This window comes from Stenotrophomonas sp. GW821-FHT09E08 (assembly GCF_059416125.1).
Window position 1 is genome coordinate 1 of the sequence record NZ_JBWKOO010000008.1, and the last position, 22,020, is coordinate 22,020.

The following is a 22,020-nucleotide window of genomic DNA, read 5'->3' on the forward strand; positions in this document are numbered from 1 at the left end:
CGGCGAAGGGTCGCCAGGCAGGATCAGAAGGTTGCGGCTCTTTTAGAACCGTCCGTGATATCGGGGTAGAACCCTAATCTTTTCGAATGGGTGAAGTTCGAGGCAGACGATCTCAAGTCAGCTCAAGGGCTGGATGACATCGTCTTGCAGCGCAGAGACGGGCGCCTGGAACTTAAGCAGGTTAAGTTCACCGTCGACCCATTCGACGATGCCAATGCTCTCTCTGGCATGGCTGACCAATCGAAACGGCAAGAAGGGCAAGTCGCTGCTTGAGAAGTGGTCTGCTGCTACATTCTCCCTAGACCTCAACAGGGTCGCCGACTTGAGGTTGATCACAAATCGGCGGCCTGATGCCGAGTTCGCTTCATGGCTTCTTGGGAACAAGCTTCAGCTGGCCGCACTGCCGGCAGCGACGCGGGCGCAAATCGAGGCCCATGTGGGGGGAGCGCAAAGGGCAGAAGACTTCTTCGACCGCTTTCTATTCGATCACAGCTTCTTTGGACTCGCGTCACTGGAACGGACCATTGTTGCCGCACTCGAAGAACGCCACACCGATCATGCTGGATGGTTAGCCCTGTTTCGGGCCTCGGTGGATTGGAGTATCCACAAGAACTGTCCAGCCCCAGATGGTCGAATAACGCTCGATCTTGTGCGAAGCACCATCTCGCAACGTCGGCCCCGCCCCTTAGATCAGGAATTCCGGGTTCCAAATGGCTACCTCCCGCCAGACGCTGACTTTGCCGACGATTTCATTGACGAGCTGCAGCGTGGTAGCCGGGGCACCCGCGTGCTGTGGGGATCTCCTGGCCAAGGCAAAAGCACCTTCTTGAGCTACGCATGCAAGCGCCTCAAGGAGGGTGGATCGCCGGTTATCCGCCACCACTACTTCCTGGACCTACAGGACGCATCGGATCGCTTTAATCCAGGTCGAGTGGCAGACTCCCTGATGGTCCAGATGCGCGCCCTTGGGATCGATGGTTTGGATCATCTCGGTGACCATCCTGAAGACCTCCGACAATGGTTTAGCGCGTGCGGGAAGGCCTATGAGGCTGAAAGCAAAAGGTTCATCATCATCGTTGATGGACTGGATCATGTCTGGCGGGAGAACGACGAAGAGATTGGGCCGCTGAAGTCACTATTCGATCAGCTGCTGCCGCTTCCCGCGAATACATCGCTGATCATTGGTACCCAGCGGGTAGACCATAAACACCTTCCTGCGCGACTTAACGCACACCTGCAGCCTGAATATTGGGTCGAGTTACCCCGTATGCGGCTACCGTCGATTCATGCATGGGTTCTGGCCCAGCATGATGCGGGAATATTCCAGGTCGAGTCAGAATCTCTCCCCGCGGACCAGATTTCAAAGTTGGCAGCTGCTTTTGAGCGGTGCAGTGAAGGCCACCCACTTGTTCTGACTTATACGTTCTTAGCACTGACCGGGTCCCGCCGGCGGCGGGAGGGGTCGTTCAGTGGGGGACGCGTGACAGCCGCCGCCCCCCCGCAATGGCTCAGGCCGGCATCGACCAGGCCGTTTCGATGGGAAGGCTGGCCGGAGGCATGGGGCTCGCCAAGCGACTGGAAGGCATCATTTTCATCAGGTCGACTCCATCAAGGCCCCGCTTCTAGGCGTTCTGGCTCAGGCGTGGCGCTGCAGGTGAATGAGACAAAAGGCACATATCCAGTGCCATGGAGCCAAATGCTAGGGTCGTCCTGCCGATGCGACTTCTAGGGCGGCATCATTCCTTCTCATTCGATCTAAACTGTCATTTATCTCTTCATATTCCACAAGTTGCAAAGCCCCATTGGCGAGCGCGTGGATAAGCGCACGGGCTGCGGAGGTGGATTTTCAGGATCATCTCGACCTTGATCGACCCTACGTCGCGAGTCCGCGCCGTTGGTCGCACAGCGCCACGGTCTGTCACCCTACCGCTTCTGCGCATTCCACTTTCCCGGTGTTCCGGTCTGGATTCGGGACATTGATTGTTCGGCATCGGACGCGCTGATCGCCGCAGTCGCCGTCAAGGCAGGGCTGTCGCCGGTACGTGTGGCGCAGATGACACTCCGCGGCGCCCAAGCCAGGTTGAGCAAGGGCGTGGTACGTGGCTCGGGCCCCTGGATCAACCGGGTCGGCATCTACCACCGCTTGCGACGAGGCTGGGGCCTGCAGTACTGCCTCGATTGTCTGGCAGAGCGGCCGGTCCTTTGCCGAGCCTGGCGCATGTCCTTCATGGTGGTGTGCAGCCGCCATCGGCGGTTCCTGCAGGACGCCTGTCCCCACTACAATGCGCCACTGGCCATTCACCGGCAAATGTTCTCGGTGCAGCTGTGTCACCACTGCAGCCGCACGCTGGGAAGGATTCCGCAGGATCCGGGTGTGCTGATCGACACGCTGCTGCGGGCGCAGTCCTACTTTGAGCGCGCCCTGCATGGCGGGATTGCGGAGATTGGCGGTCAGACCGTCTGTTGCGAGGATCTGTTCCAAGGCGCGCGGGTGTTGATCAGCCTGCTGGCGCCTCGCTCACCCTCGCCGCGTGCTCTTGCCAGGCACCACCGACGCACATTGGAACTGGCCCGTGTCCAAGCTCGGGCTGACGTCGTGCTGCGCGTTGCCGAGGTGTTGGCCGGCTGGTCGCTGGGATTCAAGAGTATCGCGAAAGACCAACACTTGACGCAACGCAGCTTCGTGAGGAATTCGTTGCCGGATTGGTTGAGGTCAGCCGTGGAAGAGCTGCCGGCAGGAAGGACGCGTCACGCGATGCCCAGGAAGCGCCACGCACTGCGAGCCAAACTGGAACAGGGCAGGCGTCGTAGTACGGATTGGCGGACCACGCGCGCGGCACTGCTGTGGCAGGCGGCGAGCAAATGAGCGTCGATGGCAAAGGACAGCGGTACTGCGACGAATGCGGCCGTACTATCATCAACGCCCATCGCCTCCACAAGGGAGCGGAGTATTGCTCGTCGTGCTACCCGCCGGTTTTTTGTTCCTCTGCCATGCGCCCGCTGCGCGAGGCCAACGCGAACCCATCGGCATGCCACCACTGAGCCCATCTGTCGGCAATGCGCGCAGGGGACCCGGAAATGCCTTCGTTGCGAGCGTCCGGTGCCGGGGAAGGCCGCGCGACTTGTGGACGGGCGGCCTGTATGCGGTTCGTGCGCGCCTTACTTCCTGCAGCCAGAACCTTGTGTGTGGTGTGGCGTAGAGAGCGTCCACCTGTCCCGGGCGCCGCGCCTTGGGATCGAGGACAAGATCTGCAACGCCTGCCGTAACAAGCTGACCCATCGCAGCTGTGGAATTTGCCGGCGTTATCGATCGGTGGCGGGCCTGTTGCCTAACAGCAGGCCCCACTGCAAGGCGTGCACGCCTGGGGCCGAGCAGGTCCACGCATGCCCGGGGTGTGGATCGATGCAGGCAGGTAGCGGTCAAGGCCGATGTGCCGCCTGCTTGAACCGTGAGCGCATCGAGGTTGACGCTGCAGTTCAGGTGTTAGCGCTGGAGCGGGATTGGTCACGGGCGGCCTACTTGGCTTTTGGCCAATGGCTGCTCGAGGCGCAGCCGAACAAACCGCATCTGGCCAAGGTCTTTGCCGGCCATTTTTGCTTCTTCGCCCGATTGGATGCTTCGGTCGCCGATCCGGACACGCTCCGGGGCAACGGCTTGCTGGAGACGTTCAGCGTCGCTGAGCTGAGAAAGCATCTTTTGCCCGTGCGCTTTCTCAAAGCGCACCTCGGTGCCAGTCTGGACGAGGCTGCCAAGACCGAGCAGGTCGAGCGGAGCCGGATCACGGAGAAGCTGCTCGCGTCGCCCCGTGCGCCCTATGCCGCGGTACTCAAGTGCTATGTCGACTGGCTCGACGGTCAGGAAACGCCGACGCGGACGATCCGCCTGTACCTGACCGCCGCAAGCCAGTTATGTGAGATCGAGGTGCTTGGCGAAAGCGGGCAGTGCAGTGAAGACCAACTGCAGCACTTCCTGCGCCGGCATCCAGGCGCGCGGGCGAGTCTGTTCCGCTGGCTTACCTTTGGTCGAACGGTCCTGGGCTGGGAGGTCACCATGCCGCAGCGCAGCTCCGGTAAGGATCGGCCACCCCGGACCGTGCGCGACCTGTCAGTGCTCATGGCCAAGATCGAGCCGGCCGGCCTGGAGAACGCAGCTGTAGCCCTGCTTCGGAGGGCAATCGCAAAAGCATTCGGATTTCAGGAGGCGAGAATGCAGTCCACTTATTGGTTCCTGCGCACCGAAGGACGCGAGATCTATCTATCCTCTGCCACAGAGTCATTGCGGGTTCCCGAACCAATGCGCGATCTGGTGACGACGTGGATACGCCGCGCTCCACACGCTGGCTACCTCGATCCCTGAGCGTTGTTCTGGCTCCGCTCGCAGGGTTCTTCCCAGAACGACTAGGCATATAATTTTATACATGGGCGGTCCCAACCAGGTCGACGGTGGTAGTCGCAAAGTACGAGGAGCAAGTGCAAGTGGAAACTCACAATGTGCTCCGGTTTCTGAATGATAGTACCGTCAACCCCGTTGCCGGGGCGGTTCAGTACGAGCCGGCCCAAGTCGCTTAGAAGAGTGTCTGAAATACGGGGCAAGGCCGGTGGAAGCCTGGGCGGCTTCTGTCGATTTTTGTCACTCCGGAAACATGATTCCCTCCATTGTTCCCGACAGATGCTCCTGTGCTACACGGCGAAGAAACTCCGTATAGCAAGTACCGGAGAGAAAATCGCCGAATCTGTACGGATACTCCTTGATATCCCGTTCCGAGAATCCACGGCTGCGCTTGAGCAATAGTCCCACTAGTGCTGCCAGCACCGGCAACTCAGGACAGTCCTCTTCCAGCCACAAACATTGCCCCGATTCGTTCACTTCAAGGAACACAAACTCACCATCGGGCTGCACGATGATATCGAATGAACCATGTACCAATCCCAATGCCTCCATCATCCTCAAGCAGCGCTCGCGCAGCCCATCCGGAAGCTGATACGGCTCCACCACCGGATGCTTGCTTGGATGCCGCCAATCAACCAGAAGATCTGGATCGCCTGCAGTATGCAGCTTTGCGGCGATGCATGCTTGGCCGAACACAGCAACCCGCAGTTCATATGCCTTCTCAGCAAAACGCTGGTAGATAAGTGGCGACGCTTGCAGCACACCTGAGTTGGCCAGATCCTCGGAACTAATCAGTGAGGACATGTATTCGTGAGAACGCCCGTCTGCGCCACTCCATAGATGAGGGAAGAAGGGCTTGGAGATCACCCTTCCATCATGTGCGTCGAAGAACGTGCGGATTTTCTCTGGGTCATTACTGGCTAACGTCTCGGGCACATTGAAACCACAGGCCTTGGCAAGCAGCAGCTGCCGTAGTTTATTGTTCCGGCTGAACATGTAGCTTTCGAGCGGATTTACCCACCACGCATCAGGTGCCATCGCATGCAACAGACCCCAGAAGAAGCGCTCACTCTCCCTCTGGCATAACGCACGGTCGCGCGTATCCAGGCCGCCCGGCACTGCCGGTGAACGCCCAACGCGCCGAATCCACACGTAATCACAGGCCTGGTCCGGGAAGGCCCCCGCCAATCCTGCTCTCGGGGCCGTTTCCCCTAAGGCGAAGGAGTAGCGGGTCAATGCCGGGAAGTCCGTCAGGCACATCCATTCAGTGGCGATTCCACGATCAGACAATGCCCACTCGACAGCGCCTGCATGCACATCTCCGGGTAACGTCACCACTCGTAATCGGCCAGCCATGATCCATACCTCTTGACCTGGAAAATGCTCTGCTGCGCGATGATCATACGCAAAGGACGGGGCTGCACGACCGACAGCTTGGTCTTATCCTGACTCAGCAGGTCATCGCCAACGGCCAAGTCCGCAGGGATTGCCACACGTTCCACCTGGTTGGTGGGTTGCTTCAGCGCCTGAGGGGCGCTGGCAATGAAGGTCGGTTTGGAAATGTGCGCGACTCATAGCTACCCACCAATCCCCGGGGAGCAATGCCCCCCCCCCCTATCTGCAGCCGCTCACGGGCTGCGACCACGCTGAAACTCCGCCCTCAATCAGGCCACCACTTGACATTCATCCCGATCAGCGGTATAGCAAACTCGCGCCAAAGTTCATGGGTGGCGCATAATCATACGGAGATCTTTGTCATGCCCCAGCAAGAATCGAACCAAGACCGCTGCGCGCCTAGTTCCTTCCGGCTGTTGAGCCGGACCTTGGCACGGGAACTCACCGATGCCGAACTCAACGCAGTTTCCGGCGGCACCACCTCTCGAACCCGTATGGAGGCTGCTGTCGAGACTGCTCCCAGTATCGTCGTTGTTGACGATGCCGATGCTTGAAACCCTGATCTGCTACCACTGCGGCTCGATTGCATGAAGTACGACTGCGCCCCGCCCTTCCACATCGGAGTGCTTTTGGTACTAGCCGGCAGCTTGCTGCCGGCTAGTACCAACGCAGCCAAACCTGGTTTGCTAAACACCGTCCCAGCTGATCGCGTTGTTGATCTAGCCTCGCTGGACTGGATTGCCCCCCGGTTTTCCTCTATCCCAGCCGAACGGGAGAAGTGGGTCGAGTTGCTGGAATGGGCCCGCGGCCCTGCCAGCCAGGCACAGACGGAGATCATCCGCAAGGCATTCACCGAGCGCGGCGTCGACGCGCATGCACTACCATCCTCCTGTTACGGCGATGATCGTTGCGCGATGATCATCGGTGCCGAAGCGGCGGCCCGTGATTTCAGTTCTTGGCAGGATTTCCAGGCTGCTGCGCTCCAGGCCAAGCCGTACGTACTCAGCTTCCGTCAAGTGACAAAGATCGTGACCGAAGTCTATGAGCCACGTGATGATGCAGAGGCTACCGTAAAAGAAGCAAAGGAACTGGGCCGACGCTTCAGCAACGACCAGATCCTGCGATACGCGTTTGACAGCCTCCCCGGACAGGATGACGTCTCCACCCACAGTCCTGTCTATTCACTCTATGCCTTTGCGCTGGAAACAGATCTCAGACGCCAGGACGATGAGAACATTCTGTACGCGCAGAGAAAATTTGCCCAGTATGGTGGCTGGCCCGCTCCGCCGACCATCAGCGAAGACATGCATCAGCAACTCTGGGCACTAGTACAGCACGGCGACCACCGCCCGGATCTGCAGTACGATGCCCTGATGGCCATGCAGCGCTCCTACGTCAATCAAGCATTGCCACGTCAGTATGCGTTCCTCTATGACAGGGTCATGTTGAAGCTAACCGGCAAACAGCGCTATGGCACCCAGGTTACATGCACTGATGGCAAGCGCATACCGCTGCCTCTTGATGGAAGCGGGCCGATCGACGGACTGCGCAAGAATATCGGCCTACCTCCGCTCGACAAGTACCTGCAGGGCTTTCCAAGCTGCTCAGCCGCACCTTGAAGCGTCGCTTGGCGTAGGCCAATCGCAGGCCAATCCCAATCCGCTATGCTTGCGCATCTTTGGCAAGCGTCATCTCACTAACTCCACCATCTGCAAGCAATAACACGCGGTCGGCACTACCGAAAGTCTCGGGGCGATGGGCAATGATGATCCGCGTCGGGCTAAGCTGACCAATGGCTTGGCTGACCCGCTTCTCCAGTGCCACATCCAGGTGACTAGTGGCTTCATCGAGATAAAGAATCGCTGGGTTGCGGTACAGGGCCCGGCCTAGGATGATCCGTTGCTTCTGCCCACCGGACAACGAGCTTCCCATGTCACCGATGAAGCTGTGGTATCCCATCGGCATCGCCACTATCTCTTCATGAATGCAGGCAAGCCGTGCAGAGGATTCGATACGGTCTTGGTCAAAGGCGTTGTCGAAGAAGCTGATATTGTCGGCGATGCTGCCGGCAAATAGCTCATCATCCTGCATTACGGCGCCAAAGGACGCACGGATTCTGCCCCCATCTACGCCATGGATGTCCTTCCCATCCACCCATACTTGACCGTGCGTTGGCTTCATCAGGCCTAGCATCAGCTTGATCAACGTCGTCTTCCCGCAGCCTGACGGCCCGATAATCGCAACCGATTGTCCCGGCTCCACAGTGAAATTCAAGTCTTGGATCAACCACGGCTCACCGTCGGCATAACGGAATGACAGGTTCCGCACCTCCACTCGCAGTGGGCGCACGTCCACTTCCATGGGTAGACCTACACCCGGTTCCGGCTCACTCAATACAATGTCCGACAACCGTTCCCCGTGCAGGCGAAGCATCCGCAGTTCCATTGCCTTGTCGATCAGAGCGGAAATGCGCTGCGCGAATTGCTCCTTATAGGCCAAGTAGGCAATCAGCATGCCTACCGTAAATGCATTCTGCAATGCAAGCGAGGCGCCGATATAAATCACTGCAATGCGCTCCATGCCAAACACAAGCAGGTTCGCATTCTCAAATCCGAGTTGCATCTGTGCAAGGCGAGCCTCTCTGTTGACGGAATCCACCATCAGGTTTTCGTACGCTGCACGACGCATCGATTCCTGACCGGCGATCTTCACGCTTTGCACGCCGCGTATGGATTCAAGCAGGTGCGTCTCCTGCTTTGCTGCTGCCACAAGCTGTTTTTCCGTGCCATCCCGAAGCGGTCTATATGAAAGAACCCGCATGGCGAGGTAGATCCCAACGGCCAGTATCGTCACCAACGAAAGTTTCCAGCTATAGATCAGCATGATCGCTAGTGTTACGACCGCCATCAGGCCATCGATGATGGCCTCAATGAAACTCGTCGTCAGCGTCTTCTGAATGGCATGCAGCGAAGACATCCGCGAGGTGACGTCACCAACATGGCGCTTCTGGAAGTAATCCAGAGGCAGGCGCACAAGGTGGGCGAATACGTTTCCCATCCATTGCAGCCTCAAGTGTGCGGACAGATACACTACGACCCACCCACGTAGCAGGCTTATCCCCACCTGTAATAACAAGGCCGTAGCAAAGCCGATCCCCAGTAAAATCAACAGGTCGCGATCTGCGGAAACCAGCACCTGATCGACTACCCACTGAATGAAGAACGGCGAAATCACCACAAACATCTGCAATGCGAGCGACAGTAGCAAGACCAGCGCCAGCGATTTCCACAGCCCCTGCGCGGGACCGGTCAGCTGCCCTAATGTTACCGCCGTCGGCGCAGTCCGGGACTTGAAGTCCGTCCCCGGCACCAACTCCAGCGCGACACCAGTAAAACTCTTCGAGACCTCGGCCAATGACAACGAGTGGGCGCCGTTCGCAGGGTCAAGAATGCTGACTTTGCCCCCCGCTACCTTCTCAAGTACAACGAAGTGGCTAAGGTTCCAGTGCAAGATGCAGGGCAACTGTAACTCGCCCAATTGCTCCATATCTAGCCGCAGGGCGCGCGCCCTGAAGCCAAGATGCTGGGCAACCTGAATCAACTGCCGCAGAGTGGCGCCTTTCAACGAGGGGGGGTGGTGCTGACGAAGCTCGCGCAACGATATGCCATGCCCATGGTAATTGGCGACCATCGCCAGGCAGGCCAGACCGCATTCAGCAGCCTCCGATTGAATAAGTACCCTCATCTCGAGTCACGCACGGCAGATCTTGTGCCTACGCACCCATCCCTAATCGGGAAACTAGGTGGAGAAGGTCGGCGTTCCACGACACAGGAAGCGGCACTCACAGGCATACGAGACTCACTTTGCCACTCCCTTTATCGAATAAATCGGCTCAAGCAGCCATTCAATCAATCTCCTGCGCTCACCCAGTATGTCCGCATCCACCCGCATGCCCGGCATCAAAAATTCCTCGCGGCCATAGGCCTGTACGGTTTGCTTGGCCAACCGCACCGTTACACGGTAATAGGCCTCGGTGGTGCCAGTTTGACCACTCTTGCCCGTTTGCCCGGGCTCCACCGTGCTTCGACTGATCCTGGCCACTGTCCCTTGGTAATGGCCGAACTTCTGGTAGGGATAGGCCTCGTACCGCAATAGCACCGCGTCGCCAGGCGACACAAATCCTATGGCGCGACTTGGCACTTGTAGCTCCACTTCGAGTTCGCTTTCCGCAGGCAAAAGTACCAATAGCGGTTGCCCTTGTTCGATAGCCTGCCCTGGCTTGGTCATCCGCACTGTCACGATCCCTCGTACAGATGCGGTGACGCTCAGTGCGCCATTGGCCTGCGCCTGCACTCGTTCCTGCTCCAACAGGGCGAGGTTGCGGCGATAGTCTGCCTCAGCTACACGACGCAATGCTGGAAGCTCGCCCAGCTTTTGCTCGAGCTGGGCTACTAGGCGTTCGTTTACGGTCACCTGACGCTGAAACGACTGCATCTCCCCGCGCCAGCGTAGCGCATTGGATTGCTCCTGTTTGATCTGCAGGATGCTCACGTACTTTTCGTCCTCAAGCTGTCGCAAACGCCCCAGCGTCTCCTCGGCTATACGGATCTGCTCAAGGCGCGTTCGCATCTCTGCCCTGATGCCGACCAATTCGCGCTTGGCGCTGTCCAACTGCCTGCGGGTTCCCGTCTCCTGCGCCGAATAAACGTTCACTTGTGCGGCAATGGCATCGTCCAGGCTATGCTGACGCTCCTGTAGCCTTCCTTCGATCGCCTTGCTCGTATCCCCTACGGCTACTGTTGCCCGTGGCATGGTAACGATCGCCACTGACTGCCCCTTCTGAACGCGCTCTCCCTCGTCAATGCTTAGCGCCGAAACTACACCGGAAACGGGCGCTGAAATCACCGCCAGCCCCTTGGTTGGCACCAACGTTCCTGAAACAGTTGATCGCCACGTATAGCTTCCGAACACAAGAAGCATGAGTAATGCAGCCGCCGCCACCATTGCCCCACTGGCCAGCACCCACAATCGCATCGGCTGCGGGAGCACGACACCGCCAAGCCAGCCTGTTCGCCGTGCCTGAACTACTTCCGGGCGGAAAAGATCGTGAGACATCCGTTCGCGACTCCCTCTGACCATTTCTTATTGGGATCGTTTCTTATTCATGCACACCCAAGGTGCACATTGCAATGCCAGCCTCATACAGCATAAGTCATGCTCCCCCAAAAGCACTTTCTTGGCGCGCGCACGGGAGCTGAAAACGGCATAAGATGGGGCAAAACAAGTAGCTTCGTCAGCACCCGCTATTGGATGTGGAGTGTCCAGATGACTCCACCTCGGCAGGATCTCCTGCTGAATAGGACTACACTTCCCAAGGAGATGGCAAGAGAATCGACGGGGATGCTTCGCGGGTGTCCTGGAGCTGGGCTGGCGGAATTTTCTTGGGTTCCGGCTTGGCTCCCTACGACGGGCTCGACACGTGAGCGATCTTGCGCGCCGTGGATGCCCTGGACCAGTTGCATACTGAGTTGGCCAGCCCGAACCCTGGCGAAGACGGCCGGTGCACAATCCGTGATGCGTTACTGCGGTTACATCAATTGGCGCTGATGGCGCGCAGGTCGGCACGTCAGCCAACGTCCGCGAGCTGTTCGACCTGGCCCAAGGGGTTGAACTCCAGATCGGCAAATGGGGGGAAGCGCTTGATGGCATCCAGGCCACCTTGTCCGCCATCATGGCGCTCTATCCGGAAAGCCTCGCATACGAGGGCTGAGCGGCACCGCGGGATGGCTTAACTGCACTTTCCGTGCCACTGCGCCTCAAACCCCATCTTCGCCGGCGACCGAGTCGGCTTGTGGTAAGTCGTCGTCGCGCCACGCTGAACCACTGCCACAGCTTGGTCATCGGCACCGCAACGCCCTCATCCTTCAAGCCCTGCTGGACCGAGCGCATCAGCTCTGGTCCTTTCCCCTCAGGGACACCAGCTATTCTCGGGCGCGGATCTTCAGCATCGTCTCGCCATAGGCTTCCTGTGGGTCCTTAAGGCGCCGCTCGTACTGCTCGCGCACGTCCTCAGGCTTGGCACGCAAGGCGTTTTCCAGCCCACGCTTGCCATCATCAACACAGCTCTCAATCTCTGCTGGCGTCAGGTCGAACTGGCGGCTGGCACGCAGCCACCGTCATCTTGCCCTGGATGATCTTAAGCACCAGCGCCGACTTGCGTCGGGCCGTCCAACGCTTGATCTCTTCTTTCATCATTTCGCTCATCGGTGTCTCCTTCGGGGAAAGTAACACCTGAGCAGGAAATCAGTGGGTCATCACATGCGCGCCTCGAAGTCCTGTGGCGTAGCCAGTTGCAGACGGACAAAGTTCCTCTCTGGCAGAGTAGTGAAGACTCCGGTATACGGTGCATACAAAAGGATGCGCCAGCCGTCGGGCGTGGGCTCCGCGGCATAGGGATGCAAAATCTCACCAGTGGCATCAATCCTATCAATACGAAACAGTCTTGGCTGCGGATAATGGCGCGAGCCATCGGAATGTCGTGCCGCCATCATTTTCTTGACCACCTCATACGGATAACCCGGATGCAGACCGCTATCGGCTTCGTCCAGTGTCTTCATAATGTGTTCCTCGGGGCTCCGGAACGTGCCTGCGATATCGTGTTCATCGAACACAACTTCCGGCACCGGATACGGTGGCCCGCGAAACCAGGCATCTTCTAGGTCCGGTCGCAACTCGATCGCTACAATTGAACGCTGACCAACGTCGGTGCAGCGCCAGCGCTGCCCCGTGGCCGATACCTTCAGGCACCGGCACATCAGCCGGATCGGAAACTCATCGCGGCAACGTTCGATCACCTGATACCTCAGGATGATCCCTTTGCAAAGAACGTCGCCGCTTCTTGCAAAAAATCCCGTTCCTTCTTCACCCGCGCCAATTCACGCTTGAGTCGAGCCAACTCTTCGTCCCGTGGCGTTCCGGCGCCGCCGAAAGCGGCCGCTTCTGGATTCTGCGCCTCGCGCTTCCAGTGGGTTAGCAGGCTGTCGCGAATTCCCAGCTCCCGGGCCACCTGGGCGCAGCTGATGCCGGGCTGGCTCGCCTGCTCAACCGCACCGCGCTTGAACTCGGCACTGAACTTCCTACGCTTTGACATGAACACTCCTCATGGCCTGAATCGGCCTTCTTGTAAGTGTCCGTGAAAACGGGGTAGAACCCCCCCTCACATACAACCACTAGGCCCTTTCTGATCTTCAGATCCGGGGCAACACTTTTCGTTCTTCTTGGCGCTGTCATTGAACTGTCCTCTGGCAGAAGACAGCAGCTGTCCAGCCCTCTTGACGACGGGAGAGCAAAGTGGGAGGCTGAGCGGCATAGGAACCAGAAACCTATTTTTTGGAATGGCTCGGGCTGCCACCCGGGCCATTCTGCGTTTCAGCCAAGACGGCTGCCGAATCACGCCATGCTATGAACCCCGACGTCAAAGGTTCAGAGGTGATAGCACGGACTGATCGTTCGGGCAATGCAAGCAATTGAATAATATAGTTTTTATACTAAGTTTTGCTGAAAAACTGTTCACTATTACAGTGGGCGAAGTTTGTGTCACTACCGCGAGATCTGACCTAACATCGTGTCACTGTGACGCCCGACCCTTGCTGCAAGGAATGCTTGAGAGGAGAAGTCCCTCGTAAGCCATTGATCGTACAGGCTCGCATTTTGGGACAGGATCTAGGAACGCTGACACAGGCGGGAGCCTCCCCGGCCCTGAGATCCCGGACCTCAGCCCTGGACAGCCTTCCCACTCACTCTCCGCAGCGCCGATAGTCAAACGGAATCCGCAGCAGCTTCCCATCCTCGCCCGGTCCAGAGATGCTCGCCTGCAATGACTCGCCATCCCGCCGGTACTCGATGCGATTTGGGAAGTCATGCTGCGGATTCTCAAAGACCACCCAGTCCTCACCATGCCCGGCAATAACGAATGTCGTCGGCGCCACGCCATTGGGTTGCACGTGCAGGCCAGCCGCTTTGCCTGCAGACACCAGACGCATGTACTCGAATGATTCCATGTCGCCGTGGTTCAGCGTGCGCGACATGCCAAGCAAGGCGCCACCGGCCTCGGGCAGCCAGACCTCATCAAGCCTGCGCTCCTCGGAGCCGCCACACCAATGCCCGGCCAGCCAGTCGAACTCGGCCGGCGCCGCCACTGCCGCGCCACTTCCCAACGCCAATCCTGCGCCCAGCACAACCATCTTCGACTTCAACATGCCCTGGCCTCCTGGATGGGTTGGCCGCAGCTTAGCGGCGTGGCACCTGGGGCGCTTGTAAAAACGCGCAGGATGGCGTCCGATGCCGCATGGACTACTGCGAACACCCGGCCCCCGACGACCTCCGCCGTCACGTCCAGTGCATCTGGTGGCTGCAGGACGACGCTCCCGGAAATGACGTGCAGGTCATCTATCCCGATGGCCGGTGCGAGTTGCTGGCCGAACTTGGCGTGCCGCTGCAGCTGCATGGCGCAGATGGCCGGATCCGTTCCGATCTGCCGTTCTGTTTCGCGGCACAGCAGTCAGGGCCTATCCGTTTGCAGGCCGCTGGTGCGGTGTTCTGTGTTGGTGTGCGGCTGCAGCCTGCCGCGAGCGCCCTGGTTGCCGGCACCTGCTTGCCTGGACTTCGCGACCAGGCGCCAGATCTGTACACATTTGATGCCTCCTTCGCCGAGATCTTCAGTGCCGCCGCACGCGCCAGCGCGGCGACCAATACACCCGCGCCTCTCTGGCAGCTCCTGCGGGATCGGTGTGCCAGCTTCCCCCTGGACGAGCGCGTCGAACAAGCGGTTGCGGAGCTGGATGCGACGGAGGGCGATCTGCGCATCACCGAGTTGGCACGGCAGCTTGGAATGTCCCTGCGCGGCCTGCAATCCCGTTTCCTGGCCGCCGTGGGCATGACACCAAAGGAATACGCCCGTGTGCGCCGCCTGCAGGCGTTGCTGCGCACATTGGATGGAGAAACCATGACAATCGCTTCCGCCGCTGCGCGCCACGGTTACAGCGATCAGGCCCATGCCACGCATGATCTGGTGCGCTGGACGGGTGTCACGCCCGCCCGCCTGGTCCACGCGCTGCGGGGCGATCGCGGTAGCGACGATGCGTTGCGGCTGGCCGCCGCCTTCGTGCGCGGAACCAGTGGCGGCCGCTCACTGTGAGTCCCCTGCTCTACGTCGTCCTGCAGACACCTGTGCATCACATATACATCGACCAGGCCCAGCTACCGATGTCGGAACGCCGCCGGCAGCATAAGATCCCGGCCTGGAAGCTGCCGGCAAATGGCGGTCTTGAAGATCGCCCACATGGCACCGAAGTCATCCGCGATGGCGGCTCGGATCTCCATGCGACTCCTGCAGATCTGGCGTGAGAATCAAGGCGGACACCAGCAGAGCCGCACTGCGGCCCGTGCCTGCTTCACGCGCCACCACCATCATTTCCGCAATAGTTGAGCAAATTCCGGCCTCTAGAGCAGTACATGCCCCCTACTCCCGCACGCACTCCACACCGGTTCCGCCGATGGCGCGTCGCTGGCTACAGCCTGCTGGGCGTGTACGTACTCTACCTGCTGGCCGGCAATATCTTCCTCAACACCCCGCTGTTCGACCAGGTTACCAACCGCAAGCCGCAGAAGTTCGTGATGACCACCGGCCCGGCCATCACGCTAATGCCTGGCCACGTTATTGCCTGGAACGTGCACATGCGCGGTCACGTGAATCACACCGTCTACGTGCTGCACGCCGAGCGCGCCAGCGCCCGCTTGGCCGTGCTGCCCCTGTTCCGCCACGAAGTGCGGGTTCCCCGATTGCAGGCCACAGGCGTGTCTGCCGAGATCAGTCGCGTCGAGGACGCCATTCCGTCGCCGCCACGCAGCGATCGGGGCTGGACCCTGCGCTTCAACGCCATCCACAGCGACAGCATCCGCAGTGCCCGTCTCGGCAAGCTGCTGATCATCGGCAAGGGCCAGGGCACGGTTGGCTTCCTCAAGCAGCTGCGCGGCGGCCCGTCCGAACTGTTCGATTCCGAGGTGTCGTTCAGCAAAGCAGACACCAGCTATGACGGCGTGCAGCTGCTGGGCGACATGGATCTGACAGCGCACTTCAGCTATCCGCGCCACTATCGCGACCAGGCGCCTGGCCTTGCCAAATTGAAGTTGTTGCATGCACAACTTGATGTGGACGCGCGCAGCCAGGGCCTGCGCATGGATACGGACGCGCAGACGCCCCGCATCTCCAGCTCGCCGGTTCCCGGTCGCCTGCAACTGGCGGTCCACCTGTTGGACGGCCAGCTGCAACCTGGTGACCACGCGCTCTGGCAGGTTCCGCTCTACCTCGGCGACGGCGCGCCGGATCGTGGCGTGCTGGCCCTGCAGCTCAATGTGGCCAACGACATGCGCCTGCAGGCACGCCTGCCGCCACGCCCTGATTCGGCCGCTGGCATCGATGCCGACCTGCACATCACCGGGCGCGAGATTCCATTCCAGCACCCTGCCCAGCTGCTGGAACGCAGCTCCGGCACTGTGCGCGGCGAATGGACCTTCACCTCGCTCAACTGGATCCCTGCCCTGTTCGTACGCAAACCGTGGTTGCAGCTGGATGGCGGCGGCACACTGAAGGCGGATCTACGCCTGCGCAATGGTGAACTGATCGAAGGCAGCACCGTGGATATTCCCTCGGCCGCAGCCGTGGCCGAGGTGGCCGGCGTGCGTCTGGCCGGCACGGCCAGCGCGCATGGCGAGCTGAAGGCCGGGACACCCACTCAGGCACAGCTGGCGATCCGGCTGCCGCGCTTCACCGCGCGCCCCAGCGATGCCAGGAACGTGCGGCTGTTCGATGGGCGCCACCTGGCCGTGGACCTTACCGGCGACGGCCGCCTGCAGGAACTGCGCAAGGGCGTTCGCGCGCGGCTGCGCTTCAGTGAAGCGACCATCCCGGACCTGGCCGCCTACAACCGTTACCTTGGCTCTCAACAGGTGCGGCTGCTGCGCGGCACCGGCAGCCTCAGCGGTGACGCCACGCTCGACACCGACGGCCGCGTCGGCCACGGCACCGCGCGCCTGCAGGGTCGCAACGCCAGCGCGAAGGTTGCGGGCCTGGACATGGGCGGTGACCTCGACGTGAATGCCACGCTTCGACGCGGCGACTTCAACCAGCGCCACTTCGATCTGTCCGGAACCACGGTAGAACTGCGCAATGTGCAGGTGGCGGGCAGCGAGCGCACTACGGCGTGGAAAGGACGCGCCGCCTTCAAGCGCGGGCGCATCGATGCGCAATCGCCGTTCCAGGTGGATGCCACCACCGACCTGACCTTGAGTGACGCACGGCCACTGCTGGCACTGTTTGCCGAACGCACCGACTACCCGCGCTGGACCCTGTCCCTGCTGGATTCCGGGCAGGTCGATGCGCGGGCCACGCTGCGCTGGCGCCCGGGTCATCTGGTGATCGACGGCCTGCAGGCCGAGAACGATCGTCTTTCGGTGCGCGCGCGGCTGGATCTGCTGGAACAGCGCAAGCGTGGCGATCTCTACCTGCGCTGGGGACTGCTCGGCGCCGGCATCGAGCTGGATGGCGACCATCGCCAGTGGCATCTGGCCAAGGCACGCGAGTGGTTCGATCAGCGGCCTTCACTGTTGCCGACGAGCCAGGGAACAGGCGCCGCCAGTTCTTCGGACTGAAGGTGCCCGTACCGCATCCATCTGCCGCGCTTGTGCGTATGCGTCGGCATACCTATTCAGGAGATGCATGCAATGAAGAGGAGCACGCAAGGTGTTGGCCTGCTGGGCTGGATCGCGATCACGTTTGCCGCCGCTGCGCTGGGCGCTTGGGCCTCGACGTCAGCCGCCAGCTTCTATGCCAGCCTCGTACTGCCCTCCTGGGCGCCGCCGGCCCGTGTGTTCGGTCCGGTGTGGACCCTGCTCTACGCGATGATGGCGATTGCGGCGTGGCTGGTCTGGCGTGAACGCGGCTGGCGCGGGGCCTGGCCAGCACTGTCGCTCTATCTGTTGCAACTGGCCATCAATGCACTGTGGAGCTGGCTGTTCTTCGGCTGGAAGCTGGGCGCCCTCGCTTTCATCGATATTCTTGTACTGCTGGTACTTGTTTGCGCCATCATCTTTGCATTCGCGCGCATCCATCGCGGTGCCGCGGTGATGCTGCTGCCTTACCTGGCTTGGATATCCTTCGCCGCTGCGCTGAACTTTTCGGTGTGGCAGGCTAATCCGGTGGCACTGTGAGTGTTCTGATTTCCGCAGGCCTGCGGAAATCAGGCCATCGGGTCGCCTTCGCCAGCAGCGATCCGATTGATCTGAGCGCACTCCACCGTAGCGGGCGGGTTGCCCATGCCGGCCAGCGCGATCATCGCCTGGCCCAGTGCAAGATTGCTGGTCACCAGCGCAGGGGTGATCACCCCTGCCAGTTTCATCAGCGGTGCACCACCCCAGTACAACGGTTTCAGCACGGCATGCCGGGTACCGGTGCCCGCCACCGGGCGGACGCCACCAGGGCGCAGCATGACTGTCCGGATCGGTAACGCACGCAATGCCTGCTCGGTTTCGCCCTTGATCCGCAGCGGCATGATCCGGCTTTGCGGGTCCGCGCCTGCGCCAGACACATACAGGAAGCAACCGCGGGGGTTCGCAGCGGCCCAGGCGCGCGCGACGGCGAGCGTGGTATCCAGGGTCACCCGCCGGTACTCAGCCTCGGCAGTGCCCACAGGTGGCGCGCCTGCGCAGTACAGGCAGGCGTCGTAGCCAACCAGATCATCGCGCTGCTCATTGATGCGCAGGAAGTCCGGCACCACCAGCTCGTCACCGGCGACGGCAAGGCTGCCTTGATGCCGTACCAGAGCGGTCAGGCTGGCAACCCTTGGCGAAGTCTGGCAGGCCTTGGCCACGCCCTGCCCCACCAGCCCGGCGACACCGGTCAGCAACACGCGCATTCCCTTCATCGCGCTCATCACAGCACCCCGTTAGAGCTTCACGAAACGCTGGATCTTCCGCGCCAGCCAGCCGCTGAACACCAGCGGTGCGTCCAGTGCAGATACGCAGATGCAGGGCACGCCCGGCGCGGTCACCGGCTGGTGCTCCACGTCCTCATCCAGATCCGCCACGTCGCCCGGCGCGAACAACCCGAGGGCATCGTTGTAGGAGCCACGCAGGATCTGGGTCAGCTCACTGCGGCCATGGCTGTGCATGGGAAGGCATTTGCCGGGCGCGATCTTCAGCATGATCAGTGAAGGCATCTGTTCGGCGCGGATGCAATGCACCCCCGGCGCCATCCAGCGCCAGCGCAGGCCACTGAGCGAGGTGCCGAAGTAAGGATGCAGCGATGCCGGCAGATGATCGGGATCCGCTTCCGGCCGCTCTGGCGGTACTGGACGCGCCGGCGCTGCAACACTGATCGACGACTCCGTAGTCAGGCGCCGCAACATCGCCTCGCGCATTACATCCCGACGCGCATCACCGTCGCCTTGCGGCGGCTGTGTCTGCTCCAGCAGCGCCGAACCGATCGCCTCGGCATCGCGCAGCCGCTGGCGGCACTGCGGGCACTGCTCCAGGTGCGTGCCGGCAACAATGCTCAGCGGCGCCGGCAACGCGCCCGCGGCATAGCTCATCAGGGTGGATTCGTGAAGATGGTGGTGCGGATTCACAGCGCGCCTCCCACCTTGGATTGCAGTTGCAGGAACGCGCGCCGCAGATGCGATTTGACCGTGCCCAGCGGCATACCCAGCGCTTCTGCGATCTCGCCGTGGCTCTTGGCCTCGAAATAGGACATGCGGACCAGTCGCGCCTGCACCGCAGGCAGCTCGTTGATGCGCTGGCGCAGCCGGGCCTGGTCGGCGAACTGCTCGGCGCTGCTGCGCTCGACCACGTCTGCCGTCGCTGCGTACGCCACCGCAGCCTGCACCTGCATCCAGCTGCGCTCATGCCGTACCCGGTCGATGTGCAGGTTTCGCGCGATACGGTACAGCCAGGTACTCAACGCTGCCTGCGCAGGGTCGTAGTCGGCTGCGCGCAGCCACAGCCTTAGCAGACACTCCTGCGCGAGCTCCTCGGCCACTGCCTCGGGCGCACCCAGACCGCGCAGATAGACACACAGGCGCGGCATGAAATGATCGTAGATGCGCATGAAGCAATCGCGGTCGCGCAGCCGCGCCACACCGTCCATGTCACCGGCCCAGTTCGTCGGCTCGCTGCTCGGCTGCTGGGAACTGGACACAATGCGTACGCTATCGAAGTTGAAGGCAGGGCTGGCGGCGTCAGGGTACATCTGCATTCGCGGCGGGCAGGTGAAGGTCTGTTGTCTCTACGGCTGGGGGCAGCGTTTGGATGCAGCCAGCGCTGCGCATCCAGCCGCGCCTCTGCACCGTAAGCCTTGAGCCCCCCCCTTCAGGTTGTCCCTCATGCGCACCATCTGGCTGTTGCTCTGCCTGCCCTGCACCGCACTGGCCAGCCCTTGGCTGCGCATCGAAGGTGTTGCCACCACGCCGCAAGGGGCTGCCGCCTATCGGGAGCTGCACTGGCAGCGCTCCGCCCAGGACGGCTCCGAGCGCTGGGTGCTGTACCAATGTCCGGATGGACGCCCCTTCGCACGCAAGCACCTGCCCGCCACCTTGCAGGCACAGGCGCGCGGCTACACCCTGGAGGACAGGCGCAGCGGCCAGGCGGCGGAGGTAGTGGCCGACGGCGGAACGGTCGTGGTCGGCTGGAAGGAAGCGGCCGCCTCCGCTCGGCGCCAGCGTCGCCTCAGCCTGCCGGCAGATGCTGTGATCGACGCCGGATTCGACGCGGCAGTGCGCCTGCATTGGCCTGCCTTGATGCGTGGTGAACGCGTCTCGCTGCCTTTTCTGGTACCGGCGCGGCAACGCTTCTACCCGGTCCAGGTGGTGCGCAGCGGATCGCTACGCTGGCAAGGTATCGATGCCCAGTCCATCGAGGTCAGCCTGGACACCTGGTATGGCGGCATCGCACCACGCCTGTCGCTTGTCTATGCGAGCGCAGACCGGCGGCTGCTGGAATTTCGTGGCACCAGCAATCTTCGCGATGCGCGGGGCGGCTACCCACAAGTGGTGGTGCGGTTTGCTTCCCCGCCTCGTGAGAGCGCTGCGACCGAGTGGCAACGGGCATGGACGCAGCCACTCGTTGCCGACTGCGCCGTGACGCCCAGGTGAATCCCACGTGATCTGCACGGCGGTGCATCCATTGCGCGCCCTGGTGCGTAGAGGAAGACACGAATCCAGCCGAGATCCGTCATGGCCTCTGTAGCGCCCCTTCCCCGCCGAAGCCGTCGTCTCCTGCGTACATTGATGCGCTGGATCGACAGCGGCAGCGGCACCGATGCCAGCACGGGCCAGCCGGGCCGCATTGATTGGCTGCGTGCGGTGCCATTCGCGTTGATGCACGTAGCCTGCCTGGCGGTGATCTGGGTCGGCATCTCGTGGACCGCGGTGATCGTGGCCGTTGCACTCTACGCAGTGCGGATGTTCGCGATCACCGCGTTCTACCACCGCTACTTCTCGCACCGCACCTTCCAGGCATCGCGACCGGTGCAGTTCGTGTTCGCGGTGATCGGTGCCGCCAGCGTGCAGCGCGGGCCGCTGTGGTGGGCCGCCCATCACCGCCACCACCATCGCCATGCCGACCAACCCCTGGACCCGCACTCACCGCGCGAAGGGGGTTTCTGGCGCAGCCACATGGGCTGGTTCCTGACCCGTGAGGCCTTCGCCACCGATCTTTCGCGGGTGCCCGATCTCGCCCGCTTCCCGGAACTTCGCTGGCTGGACCGCTTCGATACCGCGGTGCCGGTGCTGCTGGCCGCCGGCCTCTATGCACTGGGTGCCGCGCTTGAGCGCTGGGTACCCGCACTGCACACCTCCGGACCGCAGCTGCTGGTATGGGGCTTCTTCATCTCCACCGTGGTGCTGTTCCATGCCACGGTCACCATCAATTCACTGGCGCACCGGTTCGGCCGCCGCCGCTTCGAAACCCGCGACGACAGCCGCAACAATCTCTGGCTGGCACTGCTCACCTTCGGCGAAGGCTGGCACAACAATCACCACTTCTTCCCGGGCACGGTCCGCCAGGGCTTCCGCTGGTGGGAGATCGACCTGACCTGGTACGGACTGCGTGCGATGTCCGCGGCCGGCCTGGTCAAAGGACTCAAGCCGATTCCCGAATGGGTACTGGCCAAGGCGAGGTACTGA

16 protein-coding genes and 3 pseudogenes are annotated in these 22,020 nt (G+C 61.3%); 10 read left to right on the forward strand and 9 right to left on the reverse strand.

Annotated features, from left to right (window positions below):
* Positions 1–214: 214 nt before the first annotated feature.
* The 3 genes and pseudogenes from AC07M7_RS11770 (at position 215) to AC07M7_RS11780 (ending at position 4,357) form a co-directional block, all read left to right on the forward strand.
* Positions 215–1,729, forward strand: coding sequence for a P-loop domain-containing protein (locus AC07M7_RS11770; RefSeq protein ID WP_495207450.1), 1,515 nt, complete (start codon positions 215–217; stop codon positions 1,727–1,729).
* Between the two features lie 171 nt (positions 1,730–1,900).
* Positions 1,901–2,866: pseudogene (locus AC07M7_RS11775) on the forward strand (TniQ family protein); the annotation flags it as partial.
* Between the two features lie 576 nt (positions 2,867–3,442).
* The gene (locus tag AC07M7_RS11780) at positions 3,443–4,357 is read left to right on the forward strand and encodes a hypothetical protein (RefSeq protein ID WP_495207451.1); all 915 of its coding nucleotides are present in this window, start codon (positions 3,443–3,445) and stop codon (positions 4,355–4,357) included.
* A gap of 273 nt (positions 4,358–4,630) precedes the next feature.
* Here AC07M7_RS11780 and AC07M7_RS11785 read toward each other — a convergent pair whose 3' ends face one another.
* On the reverse strand, positions 4,631–5,746 hold the full coding sequence (locus tag AC07M7_RS11785; RefSeq protein WP_495207452.1) for an MvdC/MvdD family ATP grasp protein: 1,116 nt from the start codon (positions 5,744–5,746) through the stop codon (positions 4,631–4,633).
* 401 nt (positions 5,747–6,147) lie between these two features.
* Between AC07M7_RS11785 and AC07M7_RS11790 the strand changes: the two genes are divergently transcribed.
* Both AC07M7_RS11790 and AC07M7_RS11795 read left to right on the forward strand, forming a co-directional pair.
* Positions 6,148–6,339 carry a hypothetical protein gene (locus tag AC07M7_RS11790; RefSeq protein ID WP_495207453.1) on the forward strand — a complete coding sequence of 64 codons (192 nt, stop codon included), beginning with the start codon at positions 6,148–6,150 and terminating at the stop codon, positions 6,337–6,339.
* 33 nt (positions 6,340–6,372) lie between these two features.
* A complete protein-coding gene (locus AC07M7_RS11795; RefSeq protein WP_495207454.1) occupies positions 6,373–7,404 on the forward strand; it encodes a DUF6624 domain-containing protein in 1,032 nt (343 codons plus the stop codon).
* 43 nt (positions 7,405–7,447) lie between these two features.
* Here the strand turns inward: AC07M7_RS11795 and AC07M7_RS11800 are convergent, their stop codons facing one another.
* The 5 genes and pseudogenes from AC07M7_RS11800 to AC07M7_RS11820 form a co-directional block, all read right to left on the reverse strand.
* Entirely contained in the window at positions 7,448–9,529 is a 2,082-nt protein-coding gene (locus AC07M7_RS11800) for a peptidase domain-containing ABC transporter (RefSeq protein ID WP_495207455.1), read from the reverse strand.
* Between the two features lie 114 nt (positions 9,530–9,643).
* Positions 9,644–10,900, reverse strand: a complete 1,257-nt coding sequence (locus AC07M7_RS11805; protein ID WP_495207456.1) for an HlyD family secretion protein — start codon at positions 10,898–10,900, stop codon at positions 9,644–9,646.
* Positions 10,901–11,766: 866 nt separating this feature from the next.
* A pseudogene (locus AC07M7_RS11810) lies at positions 11,767–12,049 on the reverse strand (DUF1153 domain-containing protein).
* 518 nt (positions 12,050–12,567) lie between these two features.
* Positions 12,568–12,935: pseudogene (locus AC07M7_RS11815) on the reverse strand (transposase); the annotation flags it as partial.
* A 646-nt stretch (positions 12,936–13,581) separates the two neighbouring features.
* A complete protein-coding gene (locus AC07M7_RS11820; protein ID WP_295380820.1) occupies positions 13,582–14,043 on the reverse strand; it encodes a DUF6265 family protein in 462 nt (153 codons plus the stop codon).
* A gap of 89 nt (positions 14,044–14,132) precedes the next feature.
* Between AC07M7_RS11820 and AC07M7_RS11825 the strand changes: the two genes are divergently transcribed.
* The 3 genes from AC07M7_RS11825 (at position 14,133) to AC07M7_RS11835 (ending at position 18,052) form a co-directional block, all read left to right on the forward strand.
* Positions 14,133–14,981 (forward strand): helix-turn-helix domain-containing protein, encoded by an 849-nt coding sequence (locus AC07M7_RS11825; protein WP_495207457.1) that lies wholly within the window; start codon positions 14,133–14,135, stop codon positions 14,979–14,981.
* Positions 14,982–15,298: 317 nt separating this feature from the next.
* Complete coding sequence (locus AC07M7_RS11830) at positions 15,299–17,494, forward strand: AsmA family protein (RefSeq protein ID WP_495207458.1); 2,196 nt, start codon at positions 15,299–15,301, stop codon at positions 17,492–17,494.
* 72 nt (positions 17,495–17,566) lie between these two features.
* Positions 17,567–18,052 (forward strand): TspO/MBR family protein, encoded by a 486-nt coding sequence (locus AC07M7_RS11835; protein WP_495207459.1) that lies wholly within the window; start codon positions 17,567–17,569, stop codon positions 18,050–18,052.
* Positions 18,053–18,081: 29 nt separating this feature from the next.
* Here the strand turns inward: AC07M7_RS11835 and AC07M7_RS11840 are convergent, their stop codons facing one another.
* From AC07M7_RS11840 to AC07M7_RS11850, 3 genes are read right to left on the reverse strand one after another with little or no spacing between them, the layout of a single operon-like run.
* Positions 18,082–18,765: a Rossmann-fold NAD(P)-binding domain-containing protein gene (locus tag AC07M7_RS11840; RefSeq protein ID WP_480982798.1), complete on the reverse strand. Its 684-nt coding sequence runs from the start codon at positions 18,763–18,765 to the stop codon at positions 18,082–18,084.
* 21 nt (positions 18,766–18,786) lie between these two features.
* Entirely contained in the window at positions 18,787–19,467 is a 681-nt protein-coding gene (locus tag AC07M7_RS11845; RefSeq protein ID WP_495207460.1) for a ChrR family anti-sigma-E factor, read from the reverse strand.
* On the reverse strand, positions 19,464–20,087 hold the full coding sequence (locus tag AC07M7_RS11850) for a sigma-70 family RNA polymerase sigma factor (RefSeq protein ID WP_495207461.1): 624 nt from the start codon (positions 20,085–20,087) through the stop codon (positions 19,464–19,466). Before AC07M7_RS11850 ends, AC07M7_RS11845 begins: the two co-directional genes overlap by 4 nt.
* A gap of 133 nt (positions 20,088–20,220) precedes the next feature.
* Between AC07M7_RS11850 and AC07M7_RS11855 the strand changes: the two genes are divergently transcribed.
* Together AC07M7_RS11855 and AC07M7_RS11860 are read left to right on the forward strand one after the other, a co-directional pair.
* The gene (locus AC07M7_RS11855) at positions 20,221–20,988 is read left to right on the forward strand and encodes a hypothetical protein (protein WP_495207462.1); all 768 of its coding nucleotides are present in this window, start codon (positions 20,221–20,223) and stop codon (positions 20,986–20,988) included.
* Between the two features lie 81 nt (positions 20,989–21,069).
* Positions 21,070–22,020 carry an acyl-CoA desaturase gene (locus AC07M7_RS11860; protein WP_495207463.1) on the forward strand — a complete coding sequence of 317 codons (951 nt, stop codon included), beginning with the start codon at positions 21,070–21,072 and terminating at the stop codon, positions 22,018–22,020.